27 protein-coding genes are annotated in these 26,584 nt (G+C 70.4%); 11 read left to right on the top strand and 16 right to left on the bottom strand.

Annotated features, from left to right (window positions below; genetic code table 11):
* Together NS220_RS20195 and NS220_RS20190 are read left to right on the top strand one after the other, a co-directional pair.
* On the top strand, positions 1-281 hold a 281-nt coding region (locus NS220_RS20195; RefSeq protein WP_346335426.1), incomplete at its 5' end, for an endonuclease/exonuclease/phosphatase family protein.
* Between the two features lie 38 nt (positions 282-319).
* Positions 320-457 carry a hypothetical protein gene (locus tag NS220_RS20190; protein WP_193755365.1) on the top strand — a complete coding sequence of 46 codons (138 nt, stop codon included), beginning with the start codon at positions 320-322 and terminating at the stop codon, positions 455-457.
* Here NS220_RS20190 and NS220_RS13150 read toward each other — a convergent pair.
* Genes NS220_RS13150 through NS220_RS13140 form a run of 3 tightly spaced genes read right to left on the bottom strand, consistent with a single transcriptional unit; the run spans position 454 to position 1,886 of the window.
* Entirely contained in the window at positions 454-792 is a 339-nt protein-coding gene (locus NS220_RS13150; protein WP_058624499.1) for a hypothetical protein, read from the bottom strand. The two genes, NS220_RS20190 and NS220_RS13150, sit on opposite strands and share 4 nt — an antisense overlap.
* Positions 793-799: 7 nt before the next feature.
* Positions 800-1,228 carry a GNAT family N-acetyltransferase gene (locus NS220_RS13145; RefSeq protein ID WP_058624498.1) on the bottom strand — a complete coding sequence of 143 codons (429 nt, stop codon included), beginning with the start codon at positions 1,226-1,228 and terminating at the stop codon, positions 800-802.
* Between the two features lie 49 nt (positions 1,229-1,277).
* Positions 1,278-1,886, bottom strand: a complete 609-nt coding sequence (locus NS220_RS13140) for a GntR family transcriptional regulator (protein ID WP_058624497.1) — start codon at positions 1,884-1,886, stop codon at positions 1,278-1,280.
* Between the two features lie 308 nt (positions 1,887-2,194).
* Here NS220_RS13140 and NS220_RS13135 point away from each other — a divergent pair, with 308 nt between their 5' ends.
* Positions 2,195-2,401, top strand: coding sequence for a cold-shock protein (locus NS220_RS13135; RefSeq protein WP_058595582.1), 207 nt, complete (start codon positions 2,195-2,197; stop codon positions 2,399-2,401).
* A gap of 43 nt (positions 2,402-2,444) precedes the next feature.
* On the opposite strand, the gene NS220_RS13130 is transcribed toward NS220_RS13135, so the two are convergent.
* The 5 genes from NS220_RS13130 to nucS all read right to left on the bottom strand — a co-directional run bounded on the left by NS220_RS13130 (position 2,445) and on the right by nucS (position 7,739).
* Entirely contained in the window at positions 2,445-4,508 is a 2,064-nt protein-coding gene (locus NS220_RS13130; RefSeq protein WP_058624500.1) for a bifunctional lysylphosphatidylglycerol flippase/synthetase MprF, read from the bottom strand.
* Between the two features lie 34 nt (positions 4,509-4,542).
* The gene (locus NS220_RS13125) at positions 4,543-5,742 is read right to left on the bottom strand and encodes a hypothetical protein (protein WP_058624496.1); all 1,200 of its coding nucleotides are present in this window, start codon (positions 5,740-5,742) and stop codon (positions 4,543-4,545) included.
* Positions 5,735-6,436 carry an HAD hydrolase-like protein gene (locus tag NS220_RS13120; RefSeq protein ID WP_058624495.1) on the bottom strand — a complete coding sequence of 234 codons (702 nt, stop codon included), beginning with the start codon at positions 6,434-6,436 and terminating at the stop codon, positions 5,735-5,737. Before NS220_RS13120 ends, NS220_RS13125 begins: the two co-directional genes overlap by 8 nt.
* Positions 6,437-6,581: 145 nt before the next feature.
* A complete protein-coding gene (locus NS220_RS13115) occupies positions 6,582-6,902 on the bottom strand; it encodes a hypothetical protein (protein ID WP_058624494.1) in 321 nt (106 codons plus the stop codon).
* Between the two features lie 141 nt (positions 6,903-7,043).
* The gene (gene nucS, locus NS220_RS13110) at positions 7,044-7,739 is read right to left on the bottom strand and encodes an endonuclease NucS (RefSeq protein ID WP_058624493.1); all 696 of its coding nucleotides are present in this window, start codon (positions 7,737-7,739) and stop codon (positions 7,044-7,046) included.
* Between the two features lie 148 nt (positions 7,740-7,887).
* Here nucS and NS220_RS13100 point away from each other — a divergent pair, with 148 nt between their 5' ends.
* A complete protein-coding gene (locus tag NS220_RS13100; protein WP_153004281.1) occupies positions 7,888-9,300 on the top strand; it encodes a hypothetical protein in 1,413 nt (470 codons plus the stop codon).
* Here NS220_RS13100 and NS220_RS13095 read toward each other — a convergent pair.
* Positions 9,297-10,532 carry an MFS transporter gene (locus NS220_RS13095; protein ID WP_058624490.1) on the bottom strand — a complete coding sequence of 412 codons (1,236 nt, stop codon included), beginning with the start codon at positions 10,530-10,532 and terminating at the stop codon, positions 9,297-9,299. The genes NS220_RS13100 and NS220_RS13095 overlap by 4 nt on opposite strands.
* Before the next feature lie 78 nt (positions 10,533-10,610).
* On the opposite strand from NS220_RS13095, the gene NS220_RS13090 reads away from it, so the two are divergent.
* The 7 genes from NS220_RS13090 to mnhG all read left to right on the top strand — a co-directional run bounded on the left by NS220_RS13090 (position 10,611) and on the right by mnhG (position 18,056).
* The gene (locus tag NS220_RS13090) at positions 10,611-11,660 is read left to right on the top strand and encodes a LacI family DNA-binding transcriptional regulator (RefSeq protein WP_058624489.1); all 1,050 of its coding nucleotides are present in this window, start codon (positions 10,611-10,613) and stop codon (positions 11,658-11,660) included.
* 98 nt (positions 11,661-11,758) lie between these two features.
* The gene (locus tag NS220_RS13085; RefSeq protein WP_058624488.1) at positions 11,759-14,686 is read left to right on the top strand and encodes a Na+/H+ antiporter subunit A; all 2,928 of its coding nucleotides are present in this window, start codon (positions 11,759-11,761) and stop codon (positions 14,684-14,686) included.
* On the top strand, positions 14,683-15,252 hold the full coding sequence (locus NS220_RS13080; RefSeq protein ID WP_058624487.1) for a Na(+)/H(+) antiporter subunit C: 570 nt from the start codon (positions 14,683-14,685) through the stop codon (positions 15,250-15,252). The genes NS220_RS13085 and NS220_RS13080 overlap by 4 nt, the downstream gene beginning before the upstream one ends.
* Positions 15,249-16,805 carry a Na+/H+ antiporter subunit D gene (locus NS220_RS13075; RefSeq protein WP_058624486.1) on the top strand — a complete coding sequence of 519 codons (1,557 nt, stop codon included), beginning with the start codon at positions 15,249-15,251 and terminating at the stop codon, positions 16,803-16,805. The genes NS220_RS13080 and NS220_RS13075 overlap by 4 nt, the downstream gene beginning before the upstream one ends.
* Positions 16,802-17,416 (top strand): Na+/H+ antiporter subunit E, encoded by a 615-nt coding sequence (locus NS220_RS13070; RefSeq protein WP_058624485.1) that lies wholly within the window; start codon positions 16,802-16,804, stop codon positions 17,414-17,416. Before NS220_RS13075 ends, NS220_RS13070 begins: the two co-directional genes overlap by 4 nt.
* Complete coding sequence (locus NS220_RS13065) at positions 17,413-17,679, top strand: monovalent cation/H+ antiporter complex subunit F (RefSeq protein ID WP_058624484.1); 267 nt, start codon at positions 17,413-17,415, stop codon at positions 17,677-17,679. Before NS220_RS13070 ends, NS220_RS13065 begins: the two co-directional genes overlap by 4 nt.
* Positions 17,676-18,056 (top strand): monovalent cation/H(+) antiporter subunit G, encoded by a 381-nt coding sequence (gene mnhG / locus NS220_RS13060; RefSeq protein ID WP_058624483.1) that lies wholly within the window; start codon positions 17,676-17,678, stop codon positions 18,054-18,056. The genes NS220_RS13065 and mnhG overlap by 4 nt, the downstream gene beginning before the upstream one ends.
* A 65-nt stretch (positions 18,057-18,121) precedes the next feature.
* Here the strand turns inward: mnhG and NS220_RS13055 are convergent, their stop codons facing one another.
* From NS220_RS13055 to argG, 7 genes are all read right to left on the bottom strand, one after another.
* Positions 18,122-19,798: an FAD-binding dehydrogenase gene (locus NS220_RS13055; RefSeq protein ID WP_058624482.1), complete on the bottom strand. Its 1,677-nt coding sequence runs from the start codon at positions 19,796-19,798 to the stop codon at positions 18,122-18,124.
* A gap of 70 nt (positions 19,799-19,868) precedes the next feature.
* Positions 19,869-20,411, bottom strand: a complete 543-nt coding sequence (locus NS220_RS13050; protein WP_058624481.1) for an SRPBCC family protein — start codon at positions 20,409-20,411, stop codon at positions 19,869-19,871.
* Between the two features lie 202 nt (positions 20,412-20,613).
* Positions 20,614-22,551 (bottom strand): YhgE/Pip domain-containing protein, encoded by a 1,938-nt coding sequence (locus NS220_RS13045; protein ID WP_058624480.1) that lies wholly within the window; start codon positions 22,549-22,551, stop codon positions 20,614-20,616.
* Positions 22,548-23,165, bottom strand: a complete 618-nt coding sequence (locus tag NS220_RS13040) for a hypothetical protein (RefSeq protein ID WP_081323170.1) — start codon at positions 23,163-23,165, stop codon at positions 22,548-22,550. The genes NS220_RS13045 and NS220_RS13040 overlap by 4 nt, the downstream gene beginning before the upstream one ends.
* The gene (locus NS220_RS13035) at positions 23,162-23,767 is read right to left on the bottom strand and encodes a TetR/AcrR family transcriptional regulator (protein ID WP_058624479.1); all 606 of its coding nucleotides are present in this window, start codon (positions 23,765-23,767) and stop codon (positions 23,162-23,164) included. The genes NS220_RS13040 and NS220_RS13035 overlap by 4 nt, the downstream gene beginning before the upstream one ends.
* Positions 23,768-23,847: 80 nt before the next feature.
* Positions 23,848-24,906, bottom strand: coding sequence for a hypothetical protein (locus NS220_RS13030; RefSeq protein WP_058624478.1), 1,059 nt, complete (start codon positions 24,904-24,906; stop codon positions 23,848-23,850).
* A 90-nt stretch (positions 24,907-24,996) separates the two neighbouring features.
* On the bottom strand, positions 24,997-26,439 hold the full coding sequence (argG, locus tag NS220_RS13025; protein ID WP_058624477.1) for an argininosuccinate synthase: 1,443 nt from the start codon (positions 26,437-26,439) through the stop codon (positions 24,997-24,999).
* Positions 26,440-26,584: the final 145 nt, after the last annotated feature.

The following is a 26,584-nucleotide window of genomic DNA, read 5'->3' as shown; positions in this document are numbered from 1 at the left end:
CCGACGTCATCCTTGCCGGCGACCTCAACTCCACGCTCGATCACCTCGCCGGCCTCGGGCGCGACGGCGGCACGGTGGGGGAGTGCCGGGATGCCGCCGCCGAGGCGGGAGCGGCTGCGGTCGGCACCTGGCCCGTCCGTCTGCCCACGGGGCTCGCGGCACCCATCGACCATGTGCTCGTCGGGTCGGCGTGGGAGGTACGCGGGTTCGAGGTCCGCACCGACTTCGACGATGCGGGCAGCGACCATCGACCGATTGTCGCGACCCTCTCGCGTCGCTGACCTTTACGCGGCCGTTCCGCACGCCTAGGTTGAGCGTCATGTCGGAGAAGCGCAGAGAAGAAGAGGCGTACGCCCTCGCCGCCCAGCAGGCCGCCGCGGCGGAGGAGGACAGCGCGACGGACGACACCTCGGTCGAGGCCGACGAGACGCTCGAGGAGAGCGAAGAGCCGAACTAAGACGCCTCGACGCCGCGGTTGTGGATGATCACCGCAGCGAAGTACGGGACCAGGAGGAACACCGCGGCCACAGACCCCGCGAGCAGGGGCGTGAGCCAGGACGGCGCGTCGAGCTGACCCCACGGTGCGATTCCGACGCCGAGGGTCAGTGTCGCGGCTCCGAACGCGCGGGCGGCGATGGCCCGGCCCGGGGCCTTCGGCGGGTTCCGCCAGACCGGGACGCGCTCGCCGCGATAGGCGCGCACGGTCAACGCGATCGACCACCACCACAGCGCCCCGCCGGCGATGATCAGCGCTGCACTCGGAACGATCCCGCCCCAGGTCATCTCGCTCATGTCGCGGTCACTCCAAGGTCGGGGGCAGGACGTAGACGATATCGTTCCCGTCGCGCGAGTCCTCGACGAACCCCAGCCCGGCGAGCACGGCATGCGAGGGGTCGTCGTCGGCGGCGAGGCAGGCGTAGAGGGGACGCTCGGGCTCGAGGACAGTGAGCAGACGCAGAGCCTCGGTGGCGACGCCGTCGGCGGCTTCGGGGGCGACGGCGAGAAGGATCTCGCGGTCGCCGTCGACGTCGAGCGTCGCGGCGAGGCCGACGATGACGTCGTCGACGACCACCGCGCGCGTGGAGACGCCGTCCTCGGCGATCCACGCCTCGAACGCCTCCCGCGTCTCGACCGTGGCACGTGACCACGACGACGCACTGTCACGGACGGCGGCGAAGGCGGCATCCCGATCGTCATCGGTCAGATCGCGCAGGTCGATGTGGGCCATGGCGCCACGCTACCGGGGGCGTCGCGCGGGACGTCGGGTCCTTGCGCGCTCAGGCGAAGCCGTGCAGGGAGAGGAACGTCCAGGTCGCGCCGTTGGCGTCGCGCTCGGCGAGCTGGGTGCGAAGGTGAGCGAAGAGCACGGGCCGCGTCTCGTCGGTGATGGCCTGCCACCCTTCGAGGTTCCGCCGCAGGACGAGGTCGGTCTGCTCGAGTGTCCTCTGGAAGGGGATGTTGTGGGAGCACGCGACGACGAGCGCGTAGAGATCCAGAACGGCAGCGACATAGGCCTTCGACGACTCGGCGTCGCGCATCGCGTCGACGTGACGCAGGGCCGTCTCGAGCTCTTCGGGGGTGCATCTCGGCAGAGCGACGCGCATCGCCGAAGCGATGTTGTGAGCGGCGTACTCGCGCATGTCGTTTCGCGCGCGGTCGGTGAGCGCCGCAACCCGCGTGTAGCGGTTCGCGGCCACCTCGACCAGGCCGATGCGCTGCAGCTTCTGCAGCGCCTCGCGCACCGGTGTCCTCGAGATGCCCATGTGAGCGGCCAGCTCGACGTCGCGCAAGCGGTCCCCGGGTCGGAGGCGCCCGTCGACGATCGCCTCGCCGAGGGCCGCATAGGCCTCGTCGACGAGGGCGAACCGGGACCGTGAAGCGCTCATCACGCGGAGTTTACGTCGCGCGAGTATCACAGTCTTCGACTTTGCGTTACGTATTCACAGCTTTCGTGTCGCGCGGAGGCCTTCCGCGGCTGTAATGTCATCTCCGTCACGCCTCGCGTGACATATCCGGGGGGATCCGTCGACGCCCGGGCTTCGAGCTCTGCTCAGCCCGGGCGTCGTATGGGCTGAGGCTCTGTTGCGTCATGCAACGTTTGTGTCACGGGTTCGTGCGCCGTTTCGACGCGAACGCTACTTTGGGGGCAAGTCCGGTGCGCTCGGCGCCGGCTCAAGCGGAAAACGGCATGTCGATGAGCACGCAGGGCACGGTCAAATGGTTCAACGCGGAGAAGGGTTTCGGTTTCATCGCCCCCGATGACGGCGGTCAGGACGTCTTCGCGCACTACAGCGCGATCCAGTCGGGCGGCTATCGCTCCCTCGAGGAGAACCAGCGCGTCGAGTTCGAGATCGCCCAGGGCCCCAAGGGTCTGCAGGCCGAGGACATCCGACCCCTCTGACTCGTCGTCCGACGACGCCGGCATCCCGTCGGCGCTCGGGCGATCAGCGTTCGTGGCGCACGAGGTCGAGACCGGCGGCCGCGAACTGCCGGATCGTCGCGTGCGGCAGGAACGCCCGGGTCAGGGCGGTAGCGATGCGCGTCAGGTCGGACTCGTCGCGGTAGAGCAGGTACATCGTCTCGTAGCGCGGTTGGAACTTCTGCTTGAAGCGGTGCAGCGACGCGAAGCCGTAGACCGGCTCGAGCATCGTGGCCATGCGCTGCTGCAGGTCGGCCAGGGGGCCGGCATCCGCGGGGTACTCGTGCGCGAGCGGAGCGCCGGACAGAGACATGACGTCGGCTCCTTCGTGCGAGAACTGCATCGCGGAAGAGCCGATGAGGTACTCCATCACGGGGCCGAAGCCTCCGTCCCGTCGACGCATGAGGTCGAGGGTCCAGCCGCGCACGCGGCCCTCGCCGTAGACGGGCAACCACGACAGGAAACCGTCCACGTCACCGGCGGGTGAGATCGCGAGCGCGACGCGCACCTCGGGGTCGTTCGCCTCGTGGAGTGTGCCCAGGGTGAAGCCCATCTCCGGGAGCCCCTTCTCGCCGACCCAACTGTCGGAGATGGCCCGCAGCTGCTGCCGGATGCCCCACGTCTCGTCGGAGAGGCGGGAGAGGCGGAACGTCATCCCCTCGCGCTCGCCGCGATTGAGCGAGGTGCGGACGGCGCCCCACGCTTTGCCCGTGAACGCCAGACCCGGGAGGTCGACGATGGTGTCGTCGGCGACGACGATGCTGCGCCACCCCTCGGGCACGGCCGCGCGTGTCTCTTCTCCCGCGCTGAAGAAGCAGGGCGCCAGGCTCGCGGCCTCGGCGCGTTCGATGAACGCGCGCACGGTTTCGGCTCGCTCCTGCGCGGGACCGAGCGCGTCCCCCAGGGCGAGGGCGACGCCGGACCTCCGCTGGAAGGCGACGATGCCACGACCGAACCGCGCGTACGACATCCCCTCCCAGGTGGTCATCCATGACAGGGTGCCGCCCCCGGAGCGGTGCAGCTCCTCCTTCACGTCGTCGACGCGCGGGGCGGGGGTCTCACCGAGGTCGGCTCGCGGACGCGCTCGGAACGCGGCACGGACGAGGACGAGGTACACGAACACGATGGTCCACAGCAGAGACGAGGCCAGCGTGATCGTGAGGTCGGCCCCGAGCAGGGTCTCGAAACCGGCGGATCCGCCCAGCAGCACGATCAGCGCCAGCAGGACGACGATCACGGCGTTCAGCGCCGCGTAGACGACGAGGATGATCCAGGCCCACCGGCGACCGCGTCGGATGCCGGTGGCGACGAGGAGCACGAGCACCGTGTTGACCACGACGTCGACCCACGAGCCCGAGACGGGTTCGGAGGTTCCGAACGGACCCGTCGTGGCGCTGAGGAACGTGAGGATCTCGATCGCGCCGAGCGCGCAGACCACGACGAACGCGATGAGACGCTGTTCGCGCACGGAGACCCGCTGCGGGCGGAGGGACCGGTCGACCGCCAGCACGAACCCCACCGCGAAGGCGTGTTCGAGATCGGGCAGCGTGCCCCAGTAGAGCAGCGTCACGGAGAGGCTGGCGACCAGCACGGCCCAGGCGCGCAGACGCCACGGGGACGGCAAGAGCGAGACGGCCGCGGCGATCGTCGCCACGACACCGCCCGAGGGACCGACATCGAGCACCGCGGCCTGCTGCTGCGCCCACGGCCAGGGGAGCAGGGCAGCCGCCCAGAGGAACAGGGCCGAGGCCAGCACCGAGACCAGCTGACCCGCGGTGAAGTACCCGGCGGCCACCCGCGAACCCCGGCGGATCTCGATGTAGCCCATGCCCACCAGACCGAGGAGGATCGGGGCGTAGACCCACGGCACATCGATGAAGAACGTGCCGGTGAGAGGCGTCCACCAGCGGCCCTCCTGCAGGGCCGGGAGCCCGTACGCCACCGTCGGGAACAGGTCGGAGGTGGAGAAGGGATGCCACAGGCCCGCGCCGACGACCCCGACGACGAGCAGGATGCCGGCCAGTGTGAGCGTTGCGGGTACGCGACGCATCAGCTGGAGCGAGCGGTGGACGGTGGTGTTCTCCCCCATGCCGCTCACCATAGGGCACCGGGGCGGGTGCCCGTCAGCGCGTGGAAGCCGCCCGCCAGGCCGCCCGGGCGTTCGCCAGGGCCACGCTCGCGTCGGTCGCCGCTCGCGCGGCGGCCAGTTCTCGTCGAGCGCTGTCGCGGCGCAGGCGCGCCTCGATCGAGCGGTCGTCGCGCGCCTCGGCGGCGGCGAGGGCCGCGCGCGCGCAGGCCAACGTGCCCGGAAGGGCCGCGCGGGCCGCCTCGAGGCGCCGGCGTGGGCTGGGGGCGTCACCGAGCAGCTCATCGCGCCGTTCCCGCACGCGCGCCACGGTCTCGATCGCCGTGTGCGGGCGTCGATCGGCCTCGTCCGCGGCCACGTCGAGATCGCGCATCGCGGCGCGCAGGCGCTCGGCCGCTTCGGGGGTGCACTCCGCCGGCCGTGCTTCGGCGATCTCGAGGGCCGCGACGAGCTCGTCCCGCGCGGCCGCGAGCTCCGCCCCGGCGTTGTCGGCGGCCTGCAGGGCGATGCGGTGGGCGTCCTCGACGGCTCGGAGGTGGCGCGCCGTGCGGCGCACGGCATCCGTCGCCCGGTGGACCTGACGATCGATCTCGCTGATCGCGGTCGCGGATTCGGCCGCGTCGAGTGCGGCATCGGCCTCGGCCAGGGCCGCGGCAGCCGCGTCGGCGGCATCGGCGGCGTTGGTCCAGTCGTCCTCGGCGAAGCGCGCGCGCAGCGTGGCGATGAGGGGCGCCGGGTCGCCGGCGGTGCGGACGGTCTCGTCGCGCCGGGCTCGCGCGGCCGAGATGCGGCCCGCGGGTGTTCCGTGGGCTTGAGCCCAATCGGCGAGATCGATGCGCGTCTGGGCGATGTTGTCGAGGCGGGTCTCGAACCGTGCGCTCAATGCCTCGGCCGCGATGCGTCGTCGCGCGGGGATCGCCGTCGAGACCGAGAGGGCGGCCAGCTCTGCGAAACCGCGATCACGGGCGCGGAGGGCGGCCGCGCGGGCGCGGCGCAGGGAGCTCGTCGAATCGCTGTCGGTCAGCGCCTCGGATGCCTCGAAGGCGAGGTCGAGGTCGGTGGCCGCGTCGTCCAACCGGAGGAGCGCTTCCGCCGCGGCGACGCGGGCCGCGTCAGCCGCGGCCTCGGCACGAGGAGAACGGCGGCGCGAGCGCACCACGAGGACGATGACGAGGGTCACGAGGAGGGCCCCGACGAGGGCCAGCGCCGTCGGAACCGCCCAGGCGACGTCAGACACCGGACACGAGGCTTTCCTCCTCGTCGGGGACGAGGAGCAGCGCGCGCAGCTGATCGACGTCGTCGACCGCGGCCTGGGCGCCGTCGGCTTCGTAGGGCCAGCTGAAGCCCCAACGCACGAAGATGACGGGCACTCCGGCATCCGCCCCGCCCTCGACGTCGTGATGCCGGTCGCCGATCAGGACAGGACGCGAGGTGTCGACGCCGTTCGCCTCGAGGCGGCGGAGTGCTTCGCGCACGATGTCGGACTTCGCACTGAGACTGCGCTCGTCGAGCGAGGCGCCGACGATCGCCTCGAGGTCGGGGGCGAGGCCGAAGTGATCCATCAGCGCCACGACCTGCACCTCGGGCTTCGAGCTCGCGGTCGACTGCGGGACACCCGCGTCGTGGAGATCGTGCACCAGGTCGGCGACGCCCGGGTAGAGCCGCGCGCTGACCGTGTACCCCTCGCTCTTGTTGAGCCCGCGGTAGAAGGCGACGGCCTCGGTCGACTGCTCGGGCGTCATGCCGACGTTGGCCTGGAACGACTCGAACATGGGCGGACCGATCCAGCGGGAGAGCTCACCGCGGGTCGGGGGAGTGCGCCCGAAGTGCTCGAGCGTGATGGTCAGGCGGCGGAGGATCCCCTCGGACGCGTCGACGAGAGTGCCGTCGACGTCCCACAGGACACACGAGAAGGGGGAACGCAGGGGCATATGTCCACGCTACCGGCGAGGCGCCCGCCGGGCTGGTCCCGCGCCGGGAGGGAGCGGCGGCAACCGCTGCCGGCCCGAGAGCCCGATGACACACGCTGGCCCCGGCACGGTCGTTCACCGCGCCGGGACCAGCCGGGCGATCAGGTCAGGCGCACAACGGAACCGCGACCCAGACACCGGGCGCGCGAAGCCCGACGCTCTTCGAGACGTTCTTGTCGGTGCCGAGGAAGTCGTGCCCGCCGACGGTGTAATAGCCGGGCCCCTGCGCGCCGCGTTGGCGGACGACCGACCCTTCGGACACCAGGTTCCGGATGGTCGTCGACACGCACACGGTGTACCCGGGATTCGAGACGACGCGCGCCGAGGCCATCTGGGGTGCCGCGAAGCCGGCGACGACGATGGCGGCGGCGGTGCCGAGGACGGCCAGGCTGCGGGTGGAGCGCGTGAAACGGGGGATGGCGGTCATCGGAAGCCTCTCTTACTGCGACGGTGAGATGACCCTCCGATCTTCTTCCTCTCTTTCCCCGCGTGGGCAGGAATTCACCCGATCAAGGGAGGAATTCATTCGGCTGGAGCGAGGGTGTCCCACCGGCATCCGCCCGGGAGGTCAGAACAGGCGCGGAGCTCCGGAGTCGATGCCCTTCATCTCGTCGTAGTCCAGGGTGAGGCACCGGATGCCACGGTCCGTGGCGAGCACGCGGGCTTGGGGCTTGATCTCCTGGGCGGCATACACGCCGGTCACCGGAGCGAGCAGGGGATCGCGGTTCAGCAGTTCGAGGTAGCGCGTGAGCTGCTCGACGCCGTCGATGTCGCCGCGGCGTTTGACCTCGATGGCGACCGTGCCGCCGTTCTCGTCGCGGAGGAGCAGGTCGACGGGTCCGATCGCGGTGGGGTACTCGCGGCGGACGAGGGTGAGCCCCTCGCCGACGACGGACACCTGCTCGGCGAGCAGACGCTGGAGATCCGCCTCGACGCCGTCCTTGATGAGGCCGGGGTCGACGCCCAGGTCGTGTGCGGTGTCGTGGATGACCTCGTGGATGCGCACGAGCAGAGCGTCGCCGCTCTTGGCGTGCGTGACGCGCCAGCGCTCGATCACGCCGTCTTCGACGTCGGCTTCGTCGGGCTCCTCGACGAGGAGGCTGCAGGGCGGGCTCATCCAGTTCAGGGGCTTGTAGGAGCCCCCGTCCGAGTGCACGAGCAGCGAGCCGTCACCCTTGTGCACGAGCAGGCGGGTGGCGAGGGGGAGATGCGCGTTGAGGCGGCCGGTGTAATCGACGGAGCAACGGGCGATGACGAGACGCACCCGTCGAGCCTAATCGCCCCGCGTCGTCTCGACCGGGCTGTTCAGGATCGTTCGGAAACGCCGCTCGGCCCGACTCCGCGCTCACGGACTGTCTAGCGTGACGAGGAGAAGGGCCGGAACCTGGCGGCTCCGGATCAGAAGGATGCTCATGCCGCTCTTTTCGGGACTCACGCGCGCGAGCGCGGCGGTCGGTTTCGGTGTCTCCGTCGTCCTCGCGGCGGGAGTCGTCGCCGTGCCCGCGACGGCCGCCGAGCCCGCGACTCCCTCCTCGTCGGTGAGCCCGGCCCCGACGGCCACCGGCGCCGCGGCTCCTGCGACCGCGGCGCCGTCGCCGACGGCCTCGCCCACCCCGGTTCCGTCTTCACCGACCCCGTCTTCTGCGCCCACCCCGACCGGCGATCCGGCGGCCGCGAAGACCGTCACCATCTCGGGCCGGGTGATCTTCGACAAGCGCACCACGACCGCGCAGCGAGCGGCGGTTGTCATCTCGGCCACCCCGGCCGGCGGTGTGCCTGTTCCGGATGCCAGAGTGACGTACGACCCGAAGGCGGGAACGTTCCGCATCGCGGACGTTCCGCGCGGGAAGTACACCGTCTTCAGCCGGATGGAGCTGCCGGATGGGTGGTTCGCGTCCTCGCCGTACGAGACCGTGGTCGACGCGACGACCAAGAGCGTCTCGAACATCACGATCGACTACAGTGCCGCGCGCGGAGGCCTCGCGACCGAGCTGCTCATGTTCGACGAGACGGTCGCCGTGCGCCAGCTGCGCGTCGTGGCGACCGACGTCTCCACGAAGACCGACACGGAACTCGACCTCATCGGCGGCGGAGTCGGCGGGGTCTACAACGAGGCCATCCTCCCCACCGGCACGACGGTGATCGTGCGCGCGCAGTACACCGACGGTCGGGTCGTCTATTACGACGGGACCGCCACGGGAACGAGCGATCCGGCCCGCGCGGTCGCCGTCTCGATCGGCGTGTGGTCCTTCACGCGTCTGACCCTCGACTGGGCCGCGGCCGCGGCCCCGAAGCTCGCCTCGTCGACGCCGACCATCTCGGGCATTGCCCGCGTCGGACGCGCGGTGACGGTCACCACGGGGGTATGGGCGAGAGGCGCGACGCTGACGTATCAGTGGTCCGCCGACGGCGTGGCGGTCCGGGGGGCGACCGCCACGTCGTTCACCCCGGGTGCCGCGCAGAAGGGCAAGAACATCACCGTCACGGTCACCGGGACGCTCGCGGGCTACACGTCGGTGTCGAAGACGTCGAAGCCGACGGCGGCGGTGGCTGCCGGCATCCTGACCGCTCCCACCCCCACGATCCGCGGGACCGCGCGCGTCGGAACCACGCTTGCGGCGGTTCCCGGGACGTGGACGAGCGGAACGACGCTCACCTACCAGTGGTTCGCGGACGGGGCGAAGATCCGCGGGGCGACGTCGGCGTCGTTCACCCCGACCACCGCGCAGCGCGGCGCGAAGCTCACCGTCGCGGTGACCGGCACGAAGGCCGGATACACCTCGAGGACCGCAACATCGAAGGCGACGACGGCGGTCGCCCGCTAGAGGCGCGCGTCCTCGACCTCGGCGGTCTCGACGGCGAGCGGCTTGGCCGCTCCCGAGAAGAGCCCGGATGCCACGATCAGCCCGACCACGATGAACAACGTCGGGAGCAGCCCGATGTGGTCGCCGATCCAGCCGAGGATCGGGGGACCGCAGAGGAAGGCGATGTAGCCGATCGTCGCCGCGGCCGCGACGCGCGAGGCCGCCTTGGCGGGATCGTCGGCGGCGGCCGACATGCCGATCGGGAATCCGAGCGATGCGCCGAGGCCCCACAGGGCGGCTCCGATGAAGACGAGCGGGCCGAAGGGCGCGACGATGAACAGCAGGAGGCCCGCAGCGGCGGTCGCGGCGAGCACGCGCAGCACGATCACGCGGCCGAGGCGATCGACCACGGGTCCGCCGACGATGCGGCCGACCGTCATGGCCACCGAGAAGACGGCGAGGACCGCGGGTCCCGCCTCTTCGGGGGCGCCGTGGCCGAAGACCACGGCCGAGGGGAGCCAGTCGTTCGCGCTGCCCTCGGCGAAGGCCATGCCGAGCATGATGACGCCGAGCGTGTAGGTGCGCGGCTCCTTCCATGCCTGCAGCGACGTGGCGAGGCGATCGCGCCAGGGGGCGCGCTCCTCGTCCGCGGGGGCATCCATGGCGACCTCGCGTCGGGGGACGTTCGCGATCGCGACGAAGGCGACCACGAGGATCACGACCGCCAGCGCGACGCAGTGCGCCAGCACGGGGACGCCCGTGCTCACGGCGACGAAGCCGAGGCCGGCACCGATGACGGTGCCGAAGCTGAAGAAGGCGTGCAGGAGCGGCATGATCGTGCGGCCGGTGGCCTTCTCGAGAGCGGCGCCCTCGACGTTCATCATCACGTCGAGCGCACCGTTGCCCAAGCCGAAGAGCGCGAGTCCGACGAGCGCGATCCCGAACACCTGCAGAGTGTCGGCGCCGAAGCCGATGATCGCCAGGCCCACGCCGACCAGCACGAGAGCGGTGAGCATGCCCCCGCGCGCACCGAGTCGCGCGAGGACGGCCGGCGCGATGGAGAGTCCGATGATGGATGCCACACCCATGCCGAGCAGCAAAAGACCCACGCCGGAGTTCTCGATGTCGAGGGACGCGCGGATCGCGGGAACCCGCGATGCCCACGTCGCGATGCTCAGTCCGCTCGCCAGGAAGACGGCGCAGATCGCGATGTGCCAGCGCACGAGCTGGGAGCGGGAGAGGGCGATGTCCATGCGGCTCACTGTACCGAATCGATTCGACGTGAATCGAATCGATTCGGCAAGAGGGAGTGTCGCGGGTACCATCAGCCCGTGACCACGCGCCGAGCGACCATCAGCGACGTCGCCCGGGCAGCGGGCGTCTCGGCGTCGACCGCGTCGGTCGTCTTCAGCGGCAAGACCCCCACGTCCGAGGCCACCCGCGCCCGGGTCCTGGCGGCGGCGACGGAGCTGGGCTACACCGGCCCGGACCCCCGCGCCGCGTCCCTGCGTCGCGGACGGTCGGGCATCGTGGGCGTCGTCTTCGATCAGCACCTCGGCACCGCGTTCCTCGACCCGGTCACGACCCACATGATGGACGGTCTCGCCGACGGCGTGTCCCGATTGGGTGCGGCCCTGCTGCTGCTGCGCGACGACGGTGAGACGGTGAGCGAACCCTCTCTCCACACCGCGCCGATCGACGCCGCCGTGCTGATCGGCTGCAGCCCCCGCATGCGGGACTCGCTCGAGATCGTGCGTGCCCGCGGCATTCCGGTCGTCGTGATCGAGGGCGACGCGGGAGAGGGGATCCCTCGCGTCCTCCTCGACAACGTCGAGGCCCAGCGCGAGGCGGCGCGCCACCTCGCCGATCTGGGTCATCGCGACGTCGTCATCGTCACGCTGCCGGCCGATGCCGCACGCCACCGCGGGTGGCTCACCGACGATGCGCAGGTTCGCGTCGACGTCACGGCCGACCGTCTCGCGGGGGCGCGCGAGATCTTCCCCGAGGCGCCGGCGCTCGCCGCGGCGATGAGCTCGATCGACGAGGGCATGATCGCGGGTCGGACGATCTTCTCCGACGCAAGCCGACGCCCCACCGCCGTGATCGCGCAGAGCGACCTCCTCGCCGCCGGGGTGATCCGCGCGGCCGAGGAGGCCGGGTTGCGGGTGCCGCAAGACGTCAGCGTGACGGGCTTCGACGGCGTCGTGGTCGACGGTCTCGCGCCGCACGTGCTGACCACGCTCGTCCAGCCCGCGACCGCGAAGGGTCGTGCCGCGGGGGAGGCGGTCGCCGCGATGCTCGAGGACGAACCGCCCTCGGGCCTCGATCTCGCCTGTACCTTCCGCGCCGGCACGACCACGGCGACGCCGCGTATCACATGACCTCCGCCGGTACGCGAACTCTCATGCTCCCCGTAGAATAAGACGAGACACCCCGAGAGCCGAGGCCCCGCGCCCGTCGACCCCGAGGAGGCCCCACCTTGTTGGCACTCCTCAGCGCGTTCGCATTCGTCCCGCTCGTGCTCCCGTGGCTCGTGAGTCGCATCGGAGCTCGCGCCTTCTACGTCGCGGCCCTCCTGCCGGTGATCGCCTTCGTCCACGCGATCGTGACCGCGCCCGCCGTCTTCTCCGGTGACATTCCTTTCGAGGAATACCGTTGGATCCCCGCGATCGACGTCTCGCTGTCGATGCGCATGGACGTGTTGAGCTGGCTGCTCACCCTCGTGGTCACGGGCGTCGGAGCCCTGGTGATGCTCTACTGCCGCTGGTACTTCCGCGGCAAGACGCAGGGCGTCGGGCAGTTCTCGGCCGTGCTGCTCGCCTTCGCCGGGGCGATGTACGGCCTCGTGCTCACCGACGACATCGTCGTGCTGATCATGCTGTGGGAGATCACGAGCGTCCTCTCGTACCTGCTCATCGGGTACTACCACGGGCGCGCCGCCAGTCGTCGTGCCGCCCTCCAGGCGCTGCTGGTGACGACTCTCGGTGGCCTCGTCATGCTGATCGGCGTCGTCCTGATCGTCGTGCAGTCCGACACCTCGAGCCTGTCGACGATCCTCGCCGATCCACCCACCGGCACGGTCGTCGACATCGCCGTCCTCCTGCTGCTCGTCGGTGCGTTGAGCAAGTCCGCGATCTTCCCGTTCCACTTCTGGCTCCCGGGCGCCATGGCCGCTCCCACCCCGGTGAGCGCGTACCTTCACGCGGCGGCGATGGTGAAGGCCGGCATCTATCTCATCGCGCGGCTCTCGCCGGCCTTCGCCGAGACACCGTTCTGGAGACCGACACTCATCACGCTCGGTGTCTTCACGATGCTGCTGGGCGGGTTCCAGGCGTTGCGCGAACGCGACCTCAAGCGCATCCTCGCCTTCGGCACGGTGAGCCAGCTCGGCTTCCTCACGGTCATGCTCGGCTATGGAACGAGGGATGCCGCCCTGGCCGGCGTGGCGCTGCTGTTGAGCCACGCGCTGTTCAAGTCGTGCCTCTTCCTCGTCGTCGGTGTGATCGACCGGCAGCTCTCGACGCGTGACATCGGCGAGCTCTCGGGTCTCGGCCGACAGGCCCCGGTCATGGCGACCGCATCGTTCCTCGCGATCGCCTCGATGGCCGGCGTCGTCCCCACGCTCGGATTCGTCGCGAAAGAGACCGCGCTCACGGCGCTGCTGCACGAGGCCGAGGCGGGTGCCGGATGGGGCATCGTCGCGCTGGTCGGGATCGTGCTGGGCTCAGCCTTGACGGCGGCCTACGGCATCCGTTTCCTGTGGGGGGCGTACTGGACGAAGCGCGATGTCGAGACGACCGACTGGCCCGACCCCCCGATGGGCTTCCTCGCGGCTCCCGTGCTGCTGGCCGCGACGTCGCTCGTCCTCGGGTTCCTCGCGCCCATCGTCGACCACTGGCTCGCACCGTACGCCGACGGTCTCCCCGAGGCCACACCCGGTGTCACCGCCCCGGACTACCCGTACCACCTCGCGCTCTGGCACGGTCTCGAGCCGGCGTTGTTCATCTCGCTGGGGACGCTCGCCCTCGGCGCGGCGATCTTCTGGGTCGTCCGCAAGACGCAGCTGCACAAGCGCCGGCGAGTGCTGCCCTTCACCGCGAATGACGTCTACAACGGCGTCCTGCGGGGGATCGACCACTCGTCCGAGTGGGTCACCGCGCGCTTCCAGCGCGGCTCGCTGCCGTTCTACGTCGGTACGATCTTCGTCGTCCTCGTCGTCGCCGAGGGGACCGCGCTGCTCGCTTCGCGAGAGTGGCGGGCGCAGCTCGACGCGTGGCACTCCCCGGCGCAGTTGATCGCGGCGCCGCTCATGATCGCGGCGGGAATCCTCGCGGTCCGGGCCCGCAAGCGGTACACCGGTGTGGCACTCGTATCGGTGACCGGCCTCGGTCTCGTGGTCCTGTTCGCCACGAGCGGGGCTCCCGACCTCGCGCTCACGCAGGTGCTCATCGAGACCGTGACCCTCGTGGTGTTCGCCCTCGTGCTGCGTCGCCTCCCGGCCCGGATGGGCGAGCAGAACGCCTCCGTCGCCCCGATCGCGCGCGCCATCCTCGGCGTGGGGGTCGGTCTCACCATGGCCCTCGTCGCGATCGTCGCGACCGGAGCCCGACAGGACGCCTCCATCGCCCTGGAGTGGCCGCCGCTGGCCTACGAGATCGGCCACGGCCGCAATGTCGTCAACGTCGCGCTGGTCGACCTGCGTGGGTGGGACACCATGGGGGAGCTGTCGGTGCTCGTGCTCGCGGCCACGGGCGTGGCATCCCTCGTCTTCATCACCGATCGCAGCGACAACCTCGCCCGTCGCTCGGGGACCGCGCGCAGCCGCGTCGGCCTGGGGCGGCGCCGCCCCCTCATCGAGACGAACGAGGGCGTGCGCGCCCAGCGGGTCGGCGAGACAGGTGCGCCCCGCGCGTGGCTCGTCTCGGGCGCGAAAGTGCAGCCCGAGAACCGGTCGATCCTGCTCGAGATCATCATCCGGGTGCTCTTCCACTCGATCATGATCGTGTCGCTGTACCTGCTGTTCGCCGGGCACAACCTTCCCGGTGGCGGTTTCGCGGGCGGTCTCGTCGCGGGTATGGGCCTGGTCATGCGGTACATCGCGGGCGGTCGATGGGAGCTCGGCGCCGCCGCGCCCACGGACGCCGGGCGCCTCCTCGGCGCCGGCATGGCGATCGCCGTGCTCTGCGCGCTGGTGCCGATGTTCTTCGGATTCGCGCCCCTGCAGAGCTTCACCTTCGAGGGCGAGCTCCCCCTCATCGGGCACTGGGAGTTCGTCACCAGCACGATCTTCGACGTCGGGGTCTACCTCGTCGTCATCGGTCTCGTGCTCGACGTCCTCCGCAGCCTCGGAGCAGAGGTCGACCGTCAGTCCCAGCACCCGGAGGACGCGGAGGTGGTGCCGTCGTGAGCGTTTCCCTCGTCCTCATCATCGTCATGGCCGTGCTCTTCGCGTGCGGCGTGTACGCGATGCTCGAGCGCAGCCTCACCCGTGTCCTCATCGGATTCCTCCTGCTGGGGAACGCGGCCAATCTGCTTCTGCTCATCGTGATGGGACGTCCGGGAGTCGCCCCCTTCTACGACGGCGAGACGGATGCCGCGGAGATGTCGGACGCGCTCCCGCAGGCGTTGACGCTCACCGCCATCGTCATCACGTTCGCGATCTCGGCCTTCCTGCTCGCGCTGATCTACCGGTCCTGGCAGCTCGGACAGGCCGACACCGTGATCGACGACGCCGACGATGTCGCTCTGCGCACGCGCGCCGCGGACGAGCCCGAAGACGCGATAGACGAGGAGTCCCGCTCCGACGACGAGGACGTCACGACCGACTTCGTCGGCGATGTGGCCTCGCCGATCCGCGTGCTTCACCAGGGCGACCTCTCGCAGCTCGTCGACGATGCGCCCGTCGACCGGGTGGCCGTCCGCCGAGACGACCCGACCGACCGCCGCGATACCCCGGATGGTGATCGCCCGTGAGCGCCCTCGTCCCCCTGCTCGTCGGCATCCCCCTCGTGGGTGCCGCGATCAACCTCATCTTCGGTCGCCGCAAGAAGACGCAGATCGTCGTGTCGGTCGCCTCCCTCACCGCCGTGCTGATCCTCGGCGCGATCCTGCTCGTCTCGGTCGACACGAACGGTCCGATCGCCGTCGCCATCGCGGCGTGGGAGATTCCCCTCGGCATCGTCCTCTACGTCGACGTGCTGGCGGCCCTGCTCGTCGTCGTCACGAGCATCGTGCTGCTGGCGGTCCTTCTTTTCTCGATCGGACAGGGTGCGGCCGACAACGACGAGGACACCCCAGTCTCGATCTTCTACCCGGCGTACCTGATCCTCGGGGCGGGCATCTTCAACGCCTTCATCGCGGGAGACCTGTTCAACCTGTACGTCGGTTTCGAGATCCTGCTCGTCGCGTCGTACGTGCTCATCACCCTGGGCGGTACGGAGTCGCGCATCCGGACGGGCGTCGTCTACATCGTCGTCTCGCTGGTGTCGTCGATCCTCTTCCTCGCCGCGATCGCCATGGTCTACGGCGCGCTCGGCACGGTCAACATGGTCCAGATCAGCGAACGCATGGCATTGCTGCCGCAGGATACGCAGACGATCCTGCACCTCATGCTGCTGCTCGCTTTCGCGATCAAGGCCGCGGTGTTCCCGTTGTCGTTCTGGCTGCCCGACTCGTATCCGACGGCCCCCGCACCGGTGACGGCCGTGTTCGCCGGCCTGCTCACCAAAGTCGGCGTCTACGCGATCATCCGCACCGAGACGCAGCTGTTCGTCGACAACGACGTGAACTTCCTGCTGATGATGGTGGCGCTGTCGACGATGATCGTGGGCATCCTGGGCGCCGTCGCGCAGGCTGAGCTCAAGCGCATCCTGTCGTTCACGCTCGTCAGCCACATCGGCTACATGATCTTCGGTCTGGCCATCAACACGCCACTGGCCGTGGGGGCGACGATCTACTACATCGTCCACCACATCATCGTGCAGACGACCCTGTTCCTCGCGGTGGGCCTCATCGAGCGCCGCGCGGGAAGCACGTCGATCCTCAAGGTGAAGGGGTTGATGCGGGCCGCCCCGCTGCTGGCGGTGCTCTACTTCATCCCGGCCGTCAACCTCGGCGGACTGCCGCCGTTCTCGGGTTTCATCGGCAAGTACGCGCTTTTCGACGCGGCGGCGCAGGTGGGCACGCCCGTGATGATGGTGCTCATCGTCGGCGGCATCGCGACGTCGATCCTCACCCTGTACGCGCTCATGCGCGCGTGGAACCTGTCGTTCTGGCGTGAGGACGACGACTCGACCGAGACGACGGAGCGCATCGCCTACCTCGGCAACGCTCCCGCCGCGGCCATCTCCACCGAGCGACGCACCATTCCGAAGATCATGACGATGGCCACCGCGGGAATGGTGATCGTGACGATCGCCCTGACGGTCTTCGCGGGGCCCCTGCTCGACGCGTGTCTCCGCGCCGGGGAGCGCATCTACGGCGGCGTCACCCTCGTACAGCTGCAGGACGCCGAGGACGCCTCGTGAGCCCGTCCCGCCGATCGCAGGTGTCTCTCTTCCTCCACCAGTTGCCGCTGCTGGTGTGGCTGGTCGTGCTCTGGATGCTCCTGTGGGGTCAGCTGACCTGGCTGGCGTTGCTCACCGGGCTGGTGGCCGCGATCTTCGTCACCCGTGTCTTCCGCCTGCCGCCGGTCGAACTGTCGGGTCGGATCAACCTCTGGTACGGCCTGGTCTTCGTCGTCACCTTCCTGGGAGCGGTCGTGCGCGGTTCGCTCATCGTCGCCTGGCAGGTGCTCGACTTCCGTCGACCGCCGGGAGCGGCGATCATCGCCGTGCCGCTCCGCGTCGATGACGACGTCATCATGGCCCACACGGCGGTGACGGCATCGCTCATCCCCGGCTCCCTGATCGTCGACGTCGACCGTGAGAACCGGACGCTGTTCCTGCACACCATCGGCGTTCGCAGCGATCGGGATGCCGAGCACCAGCGCCGGGTCGTCCTGGGGTGGGAGGCGCGCATCACGCGTGCGGTCGGCTCGAAGGAAGAGCTCCAGGAACTGCGCGCCAAGATCGCGGAGTCGGAGGCCGATGCCCACCACGGCGTCGAAACGCCGCGGGAAGGGAGGACCCCGCTGTGAACGTGCTCGTCCTCGTGATCCTGATCGTGTTCGCCGCCGCCGCGGTGCTCGCTCTCATCCGTCTCGTGATCGGTCCCTCGATCCTCGACCGGGCGGTCGCCGCGGATGTCCTGCTGACCGAGGTCGTCTGCATCCTCGGAGCCGACATGGTGATCAACCACCACACCCGTTCCCTTCCGGCGATGCTGATCATCGCCGGTGTCGGGGTGTTCGGATCGATCGCCGTGGCCCGGTTCGTCGCGCGGAAGGAGACGCCGAGATGACCGTCGAAAGCGTCCTCGACACCGTCGCACTGGTGCTCGTCCTCATCGGGGCGGTGCTGTGCCTGACCGCGACGATCGGTCTGCTCCGCTGGCCCGATGTGCCGTCGCGGCTGCATGCCTCGACCAAGCCGCAGGTTCTGGGCGTGCTGCTGATCGTCGTCGCCGTCGCGCTCGCGCTTCGCACCTGGCAGGCCGTGGCGTTCGGCATCCCGATCGTGCTCATCCAGTTCGCCACAGCACCGCTCGCGGCGCACATGGTCGGGCGGGCGGCGTACCGCAATCGGACGACCGACGAGGACAACCTCTACATCGATGAGCTGAACCACAGCACGGAGCAGCCGGGCGCGACGCACACGGAGTCCCGGCCCGAGAACTGAGCGGGAGCCGCGCATCTCACGGAACGGGATGGACGCGGCACTCACCGACGGAGCCCGCGTACGGCTCAGAGCGCGGCAGCCAGGGAGCGACCGACCGTTCGGCCCGTGAAGAGGCAGCCGCCGAGGAAAGTGCCCTCGAGCGCGTTGTAGCCGTGCGCACCACCACCGCCGAAGCCGGCCGCTTCGCCCGCGGCATAAAGGCCCTCGACGGGCACACCTTCGCCGTTCAGCGCGCGGCCCTGCAGATCGGTCTGGATGCCGCCGAGCGATTTGCGCGTGACCACCCACAACCGCACCGCGATCAGCGGACCGTGAGCGGGGTCGAGCAGGGCGTGCGGCTTCGCGGTACGGAAGATGCGATCCCCGAGGAATCGTCGGCTGTTGCGGATGCCCATCGCCTGCACGTCCTTCGAGTACGGGTTCACGAGCTCGCGGTCGCGCGCCACGACCTGGTCGCGCACGGCATCCTCATCGAGGAGGTCATCGCCGGTCAACGCGTTCATCTCGCGCACGAGCTCTTCGAGGGTGTCGGCGACGACGAAGTCGGCACCCTTGCTCTTGAACGCCTCCACCGGACCCGGGGCCGTGCGTCCGAGCCGGCTGCGCAACAACAGAGCCCGGTCGCGGTTGGTGATGTCGGGGTTCTGCTCCGACCCGGAAAGGGCGAACTCCTTCTTGATGATCGACTGGTCGAGGACGAACCACGAGTAGTCGTAGTCGGCGAGATCGGGCGTGGTCCGCAGGAGCCTCAGGGTGCCGAGCGTGTCGTACCCCGGAAGGCCGGGCGTCGGCAGGCGACGACCGCGCGCGTCGAGCCACAGCGAAGACGGCCCCGGCAGGATGCGGATCGCGTGCCCGGGCCAGATCGGGTCCCAGTTCTGCACGCCCTCGGTGTAGTGCCACATGCGGTCGCGGTTCACGAGGCGCACACCCTGGTCGGCGGCGATGTCGAGCATGCGCCCGTCGACGTGGGCCGGAACGCCGGTGACCATCTTCTTCGGGGGCGTGCCGAGGCGCTCCGGCCACCACCGGCGGACGCGCTCGTGATCGCCGCCGATGCCGCCGGTCGCGATGACCACCGCCTGCGCCGAGAGCTCGAACGTCGACACCTCTTCGCGGGACGAGGACACTCCGCGCGGGGAGTCGTCGGGGGCGAGGACCGCCCCGTGGATGCCGGTGACCCGGCCGCCGGTGAAGGTCAGGCCGTCGACGCGATGACGGAAGCGGAAGACGACCTGTCCCGTTTCGGCGGCGGCACGGGACCGGTCGGCGAAGGGCTCCGAGATCCCCGTTCCGGTGCCCCAGGGCACGTGGAACCGGGGGACGGAGTTCCCGTGGCCGCGCGCCGACAGGGACCCGCGCTCCGCCCAGCCGACGACGGGGGTGAAGCGCACCCCGTGCTCCTGGAGCCACGCGCGCTTCTCGTCGGCGGCGAACTCGACGTAGGCCCGTCCCCAGCGTTGCGCCCACTCGTCCTCGGGGTGCGCGCCATCGAGGCGATCCCATGCGGCGGAGCCCTGCCAGTCCTGCCACGCGAGGTCGAACGAGTCCTTCACGCCCAGCCGACGTTGCATCGGGGAATCGACCAGGAAGATCCCGCCGAACGACCAGAACGCCTGGCCGCCGAGGTTCGCGGCGTTCTCCTGATCGACGATCATCACGCGCTTGCCGGCCCGCACGAGCTCGTTGCTCGCGACGAGACCGGCGAGTCCCGCGCCGATGACGATGACGTCGGCATCCATTCGATCCTCGTTCCCCGCGTCGTCGTCGACACGTCTGAGGAGATTCTCCCCGAGAGCGGGTGCGCTCGCGTCAGATGTCGGCTTCGCGCACGTCCTCCTGGGCCTGGGGAGAAGGAGTGCCGTCCTCCGGGTCGGGGGTCTCGGTGCGGTGATCGAGCTCGCGCGCTTCGCGCTCTTGCCGCCGCCCCTCGGCGAGGAACGCCAGGCGGTTGAGGCACTCGTGATTGCGCGCGACGAGAAGGGGCTTCCACAGCACTCCCGGCAGGATCGAGGCGGCACCGGTCACGGGCTCCTCGACGATCGTGACCGCGATGCCGTCCTCGTGCGGGCGCACGTCGATACGGATCACCCCGCGACCCAGGATGCCGGCTTCCGGGCGCAACCGCAGGCGCCGGGGCGGGTCCCACTCGACCATCTCGGTCTGGTCGTGGATCATGACGGGCCAGACGCCGAGCGAGTGGTGGATCCGCGATCCCTCCTTCGGCCACTCTTCGTCGACGTCGCGCATCCGCGCCGCGCCGACGACCCACACGGGGTAGAGCCAGCCGTCGGACAGTACCGCGAAGAGGTCGTCGGGTGTGCAGCGCATGAGGCGGGTGTTGCGGGCGGCCATGGCATCCCTCCGGTCGGCGTCTCTCGACTGTAGGGGGAGAGCGGCGGGATTGCGGCGGGACTTGACGGGCTGGGGGCGGTTCCTTCGACAGGCTCAGGGACCTCGGCGGGCTCAGGGCCCCGGCGGGCTCGGGGATCTCGCACGCGGCCGGGGTGGCTGAGCCTGTCGAAGCCACGAACCGACGATGCGACGGAGCGCGCCGTCAGCCGATCAGGCTCGGCTGCAGGTCGCGCAGGGTGCGGTGGTGCGTCATGCGCGTCACGCCCAGCGCCGCCAGCAGCACGCCGCCGACCATCCACGCGCCCAGCACCAGCAGGTCCGGCCCGACGCGCGAGAGGTCTCCGCCGTACATGACCTGGCGCATGGCATCCACCACGTACCCCATGGGAAGCACGTGGTGCAGAGCGGCCAGGGGCGCGGGGAGCGTCTGCCACGGGAAGGTCCCGCCGGCGGTGACGAGCTGCAGCACCATCAGCACGAGCCCGAGGAACTGACCCACCGAACCGAGCCACACGTTCAGCGCGAGCACGATCGCCGCGTAGGTCGCGGAGGCGAAGAGCAGGATGCCGAGGGCCGCCGCCGGGTTCGCGAAGGAGAACTGCAGCGCGATGGCGAGCACCGTGAACAGCCCGACCATCTGCAGGGCCCCCAGACCCGCGGGGGTGAGCCAGCCGGCGAGGGTCACGCGGACGGGGGAGCGCAGCGCCGTGATCGCGCGCTTGGACACGGGCTTGACGATGAGGAACAGCGCATAGATGCCGATCCAGCCCGCCAGCGCCGCGAAGAACGGCGCGAGACCCGCACCGTAGTTCTGCGCCTTGGTGACCGCGCTCGTCCCGACGTTCACCGGGTCGGAGATGGCCTGCGCCTGAGCCTTGCGGGTCGCGTCGTCGGAGTCGGGGATCTGCTGCACGCCGGATGCCAGTCCGTCGCGCAGCTGCGTCGCGCCGGTCGAGAGTTGACCGATGCCGCTGTCGAGCTGGGCGGCGCCGTCGCGGAGCTGGGCCGCGCCGTCGCGCAGGTGGGCGGCACCGGATGCCGCGGTGCCGGCGCCGTCGGCCAGGGCCGAGGCCCCGTTCGCCGCCGTCGCCGCGCCCGACGCGAGAGAGGCGCTGCCGTCGGCGACCTGATTCGCGCCTGCGTCGAGCTGGTTGATCTGGTCAACGGTGCTCTGGACCTTCTGGTTCGCGGCGGTGAGTCGCTCGCCGACGGGATCGAGCCGCGACAGGATCTCGTCGATCTTGGCCTGGCTCAGCCCTGCATCGGCGAGGGCCTGAGCGATGTCGGCGCGCGCTTCCGGGAGCCGCGCCGCCGCGTCCTGGGCGATCGAGCCGACCTGCCGGGCCGCGTCGTCGATGCGGTCCACGCCGCCGGCGACCTGACGCGCGCCATCCGCGACCTGCGCCGACCCGTCGCGCAGCTGCGCCGTGCCGTCGCGCAGCTGATTCGCGCCGCTCGAGAGCTGCGCCGTGCCGTCCGCCAACTGCGACGACCCGTCGGCCAGGGTCACCGAGCCGGTGGCGAGCTGCGACGACCCGTTCTTCGCGGTGCCGAGGCCGTCGACGAGCTGCGTCGCCCCGTTCGTGGCATCCACGAGACTCACCCGGATGGTGTGGAGAGCGTCCAGCAGGGACAGGCCCGCCTCGTCGACGACCTTCTTGGCGACGGAGGCCTGGATGCGTGCGACCGCCTGCGTACCGATCGTGGACGCGAGGTAGTTGTTCGCGTCGTTGGTGCGCAGTTCGATGTCGGCCTGTCGCGGCGACTCGCTGGAGAGGGATGCCACGGACTCGGTGAAGTCCGCCGGGAGCGTCACGATGAAGTCGAAGTCGCCGCGCTGGAGTCCGATATCCGCCGCGTCGGAGGAGACGCGGTGCCATTCGAACGTGTCGCTGTCGAGCAGCTGCTCGGCGGCTTCGTCGCCCAGGTTGCGTTGCTGGCCGTTCACGTCGGCGCCCTTGTCGTCGACGACGAGGGCGACCGGAACGCTGGAGAGGTTGCCGTACGGGTCCTGGTTCGCCCAGAGGTACAGCCCGCCGTACAGGATCGGCACGGCGAGGAGGGCGATCAGGGCGATCACCGACATGCGCGTCGAGGTGAGGCGGCGGAGCTCGGCCGTGATCATCTGCGGGACCTTCATCGCGCGTCCTCCTCGGTCGGGGTGCCGGCGGCGTCGAGGGCCGATTGCGATGCCTGGCCCGCGATCACGAGCACGGCGTACCCGCGCTCGGCGAACTCGCCGGCGATGCGCCACCACGCGGCGGGCTCCCCGCCGTGGCGGTCGGGAGCGACGAGCACGAGCCCCTCGACGTCTTTCCGCAGCGCCGCGAGTTCCAGGAGGAGGCGGACGCGGGCGGCGGGGTCGACGTTGCCGATCGGCAGGCTCGCGAGGGAGTCGAGGCCGATCTCCTCCAGCCAGCGTGCGGCGGCGAAGGGGTTCGGGGCGCGCCCGGCGAACATCAGCTCCTCGGCCACGACACCGCTGACGGTGACGTTGGGCTCGGGTTCGGACACGACGGGGGCGTCGACCAGGGCGACGCGGCGGCGGATGGCCTTGGCATCCGTCCGTCCGTCGATCGTGACCTCGCCGCTGTCGATCTTCATGCGACCGGATGCCACGAGCCCCAGCACCGTGGGCCGTTGCTCGGTCTCGGCGAGGGCCAGGGTGGCCCGTCCCGTCTCGAACGAGGTGGAGGTCGGGGGAAGGGCTCGCTCGGCGCGGCCCTTCGCGACCTCGGAGAGGACGATTCTCACTGCTTCTCCAGTTCGGGGTAGTCCGCGAGGAGGGCCTGGGCCTCGGTCCAGGACAGGCCGGCGATCCCCAGCACGGCGCGGACGGCGATCGAGCGTGCGGTCGACGCCCCCGCGTCGACGCGGCTGACGACCGTGCGTCCCGTCTCTTCGAGCAGGCGGGACAGGGTCGGGGCGGGAAGGTCGGTGCGGAGTTCGCCGGCCTCTTGCCCGCGTCGGACGATCGCGTCGATCCGGCGACGCAGCGGCGCGAGGGCCGCCGAGGTCTCGGGGAGGTGCGCGTCGTCGAGGGCGAGAGCGGCCGCGGCCTGCACGTGAGCGGCTTCGGCCCAGAGTTCGGATGCCAGACGTGCCAGCGCCACGCGGGAGTCGGCGTCGTCGACGCGGTCGGCGATGGCATTGAAGCGGACGGCTCCCGCGGCGATGACCTCGCGGATGATGGCGTTGCGGTCGTCGAAGTGGCCGTAGAGGGCGCGGCGCGAGAGGCCGGCGCGGCGGGCGATCGCGTCGATGGACGCGCGCGGGTCGTGGCCGATCGCGGCGGTGGCCGCGTCGAGGATGCCGGCGCGGTTCTCGACGGCGTCGCGGCGGGTGGGGGTACTCACGAGGGATCAGTGTACGTCAAAAGTGCACGCTCATGTGCAACTTATTGCGGCGTCCGTGGGGTGTCCGCCGCTGCGCTCGGTCAGCCGACGAGACAGTCCGCGGTGAGGGAGAAGTGCAGCAGGCCGTCGATGCTCGAGCGGTCGCGGGCCGACAGTCGGACGGTGCCGTTGTCGCGCAGGTCCTCCTGCATGGCGCGATCGGCCGTGTAGCCGGCGCGGGTCCAGGCCGCGAGGATCGCCGCGTACGACGCCGCGTTGTCGTCGGTCGCGAACGCGAGGCTCACCCCCGTCGTGCCGTCGCACGGCAGGTCGGCGGCCGGAGGAGCGCTCACGGGTGAGCCTGCGGCATCTCGCGGCGTCCCGACCGCGGTGCCGAGGGTCAGCGCGGCCATGCGGCTCAGCTCCTCCCGCGCGTCGCCGACCGGGGACGGAGCCGGGCCTTCGCCGTGCGCGACCACGGTCGGGCGAGGGGTGGGAGTCGCTTCCGGGTCACGGCCGCCCGCGAGGCCGCATCCGGCATCCGCGTTCACCCGCGGCAGGACGAAGGAGGGTGCGGTCGAGGTGCTGAGGTCCTCGGTGCTGCTCTCGAACGTGTTCCACACGCGGAGGGAATCACCGTCGACGACGGCGATGTAGGACCCCTGCGCGAAGGGCATGTGGCCGTCGTCGACGACCGTACGCGCGACGCGCGTCCCGATGACGCCGTCCATGCGGAGAACCTCGCCCGAGGCGCCGAGAAGGAAGGAGCGCTCGCTCACCACGTAGCCGGTCGCGCAGCCGTCGGCGACGATCGGCGTGACGGAGTCGTTCGTCACCGTCAGCCCCAGCCCCGCGACGAGGGCGCTGAGGACCAGGAGCAGCCGCAGCGGCGCGAGAAGCGCCCACCACCACCGGTGAGCGGGAACGGCGAAGGCGATGACGTTGAGCGCGACGATGGCCACCATCGCGCTCGCGGCGACGATGACCGCTCCGGTCCACGGCCCGACGATGATCTCCCGGTCGCCGCCCGGCGAGAACGGTCCCGCCACAGCGAACACCGCCGCGGCCACGAGGAAGAGCAGGCCCGCGGCGACGATGGTGCGCCGACGCGCACGAAGCCCCCGCGGCTCTCCGGGAGGCTGCGGCCCGTCGCTCGTCATGGGATCAGTCTCGCAGGAGCCGTCGCATCGAGCCTGACAGCACGACGCCGTCCCGCCGGAGAGGCGGAACGGCGTCGAGAGGGACTCGTGTCAGTCGGTGCCGGCGTCGAACGCGGCCGACTCGCCCGCGGCATCCGTCGCCTCGGCGAGGCGCTCGCCGTCGGCGCTCAGGGGGGCGGCGGGCTCGATGATCTCCTGCGCACCGCCGGCGGCGACATCGCCGACGAGCTCGCCGGTCGGACCGCCGATGAGGCCGAGCGAGGCGTACTGCTCGAGGCGCGCGCGAGAGTCCGCGATGTCGAGGTTGCGCATGGTCAGCTGGCCGATGCGGTCGACGGGACCGAACGCCGCGTCGCCGACGCGCTCCATCGAGAGCTTCTCGGGGGAGTACGACATTCCGGATGCCACGGTGTCGAGGATCGTATAGTCCTCACCGCGGCGCAGGCGCACGGTGACCGAGCCCGTGATGGTCGACCCGACCCACTTCTGGATCGACTCGCGCAGCATGAGCGACTGCGGCTCGAGCCAGCGGCCCTCGTACATGAGGCGACCGAGGCGACGACCCTGCTCGTGGTACGTGGCGAGGGTGTCTTCGTTGAGGATGCTGTTGACCAGGCGCTCGTAGGTCAGGAACAGCAGGGCCATGCCCGGGGCCTCGTAGATGCCGCGCGACTTCGCCTCGATGATGCGGTTCTCGATCTGGTCGCTCATGCCGAGGCCGTGGCGGCCGCCGATCGTGTTGGCCTCGCGCACCAGCGCGACGGGGTCGTCGAAGCGCGTGCCGTTGATCGCGACCGGGCGACCGGCCTCGAAGGCGACGGTGACGTCTTCGGTCTCGATCTCGACCGCCGGGTCCCAGAAGCGCACGCCCATGATGGGCTCGACGATCTCGAGCGAGACGTCGAGGTGCTCGAGGGTCTTCGCCTCGTGCGTGGCGCCCCAGATGTTGGCATCCGTCGAGTAGGCCTTCTCGGCGCTGTCGCGGTACGGGAAGTCGTGGGCGACGAGCCACTCGCTCATCTCTTTACGCCCGCCCAGCTCGGTGACGAAGTCGGCGTCGAGCCACGGCTTGTAGATGCGCAGCGCGGGGTTGGCGAGCAGGCCGTAGCGGTAGAACCGCTCGATGTCGTTGCCCTTGTAGGTGGAGCCGTCGCCCCAGATGTCGACGCCGTCTTCTTTCATCGCGCGCACGAGCAGCGTGCCGGTGACGGCGCGACCGAGCGGCGTGGTGTTGAAGTAGGTGCGCCCACCCGAGCGGATGTGGAACGCGCCGCACGCGAGGGCGACGAAGCCCTCTTCGACCAGCGCCGTCTTGCAGTCGACGAGGCGCGACACCTCAGCGCCGTACTGCGTGGCGCGACCGGGGATCGATTCGATGTCGTCTTCGTCGTACTGCCCGAGGTCGCCGGTGTAGGTGCAGGGGATGGCACCCTTGTCGCGCATCCACGCGACGGCCACCGAGGTGTCGAGACCACCCGAGAAGGCGATGCCGACGCGCTCGCCGACGGGAAGGGACTGCAGGACCTTGGACATACGCCGATTCTATCGGGGGAGGATGCCGCGGCCCGACTCGTGTGCAGGGCCTCCGCCCGCGCGAGGGCGGGGGAGGAGGAGTGTCAGCCGACCGTGACGGCGGTGATCTCCACCGGGGTGGCGGGCCGACCGTCCGCGCCCCCGC

Origin of the sequence: Microbacterium testaceum (genome assembly GCF_001476655.1) — a bacterium.
Lineage (GTDB): Bacteria > Actinomycetota > Actinomycetes > Actinomycetales > Microbacteriaceae > Microbacterium > Microbacterium testaceum_C.
The sequence above is the reverse complement of the archived record's forward strand: the minus strand, read 5'-3'. Positions and strand labels throughout refer to the sequence as shown.